The 1,588-nt window shown below is 66.3% G+C and carries 1 protein-coding gene; it reads right to left on the bottom strand.

Annotated elements, in window-relative coordinates; all coding sequences use genetic code 11:
- Nucleotides 1-17: 17 nt before the first annotated feature.
- On the bottom strand, nt 18-1,588 hold a 1,571-nt coding region (locus ACFYWY_RS38190; protein ID WP_389196122.1), incomplete at its 5' end, for a transposase.

The raw sequence follows: 1,588 nt of genomic DNA, 5'->3' as shown, positions 1-1,588 counted from the left end.
GATGCTGTTGGTGATCTCTAGGTCGTCAGCCTTTGGCAGAGCCGCTGGAAGTGGCTGGGTGGTCGTGGCGGAGAAGCCGGTGTAGTGCCCGGTGGGAAGCATTCGCTGAGGCGGACGATGTTGGTTCCGGCGGCTGTGAGCACGTGTTGGACGTGCGTCTTTGCCAGGCCGCGGTAGCGGCAGTGGCGCAGGCCATGAGCGTGGACCGTTTCGGAGACGGTCGCTTCGCAGCCTGCGCGGATGGCATAGCGCTGCTGCCAGTTGCTGGTCTTCTGGTCTTTCCTGACCTGTGTTTGGATCTTCTGTTGGGGTTCGGGCAGCAGGAGGATGTGGCGTCCTTTGCCGTCGATGTTGCCGGTGCACTTCAGGCGGTCCTCGCATTCCCGGCATGCCTTGCGGGGAAAGAGGACGGACAGCCGGGGGTGTCCGTCGCCCAGGGTGGGTTTCCAGGGCGGGCTGGTGATGCCGTTCGGACAGGTGAGGGTGCGGGTTTCCCAGTCGATGTGGAAGTCCTCTTTCGTGAAACCTGGCCGCTGGGCGGCTTGCGGGTCGGCGCGGACCGGCCCAAGCATCGGGATGTCCCACTTCATAGACGCTTGGTGGATGCTGTCCGGGGTGACATAGCCGCCGTCGACGACGTGCTCGAGAGGCTGAAAGCCCTGGCGGGTCAGCTGTTTGTGGATGTCGTCGAGGGCATCGATGTCCTGCTGCGGCGCCGGGCGGGTGACGACCTGGACGATGACGTTGGGGCTCGTCTCGTCACAGGTCTCGGTCTGGTGATCGCGATAGCCAATCCAGTCGCGCTGGCCGGCCGCTGTGACCTTCTGGCTGTAACGGGCCTCGGGATCATGCGGGGTGACGATCTCCATTGTCGACCACGGCACCCGAGCCGAAGCAGGATCCGGCCGACCGTCCGCTTGGGACTTGCCGGTGTTCCTCTGCCCGGTCGCCCTGCGGCTGGCCCGGTCACGGGTCGACTTCGCTGACCGCCAGCGGAGTTGGCCCGATTCATCGTTCCAGTACTGCTGGACCCAGACCTGCCGCAGGACCTGCACGGACCTCAACTCCCGCAGCCCAGGCGGGGCATCGGCGTGATAGACCGCGCGCAGAATGTGCAGCCCGTCCTCACCCACCCGCAGCACCCAGGCGATCAGTGCGTCTCCGCCGCGGGGAAGCCGGTCATAGCGAACAGGCCGGCCGTAGCGGTCTGCCCAGTCAGGAGTGACGAGCGCGGCCAGCCACCTCTCGCCGTGCAGAGCGAGGTCCTCCAGAGAGCAGCGCAGTGTCTCAGCGACCAGTTCGCCCCGGTTCAGACGGCGGACCGCCGCCAGCACGTGGGTGGAATCCGTCCGGATCCGTCCCCGCCGCTTGACCAGCCCGGCCTCTGCAAGACGGTCCACGACCAACGCCAAGAGCTGGTCCGCGCGGTCGCCTTCGGCCGCCCGGCCACGGAACTCACTCAGGACAGTGAAGTCGAATCCCGGATCATCCAGATCGAGGCCCAGACAGTACTTCCAGTCCAGACGGCAGCGGACCGCGTCCGCCGCCTGCCGGTCGGTGAGGTTCTCCGCGTACTGCAACACCGACA

The organism is Streptomyces sp. NPDC002870, assembly GCF_042888505.1.
Classification (GTDB): Bacteria; Actinomycetota; Actinomycetes; order Streptomycetales; family Streptomycetaceae; genus Streptomyces.
The sequence above is the reverse complement of the archived record's forward strand: the minus strand, read 5'-3'. Positions and strand labels throughout refer to the sequence as shown.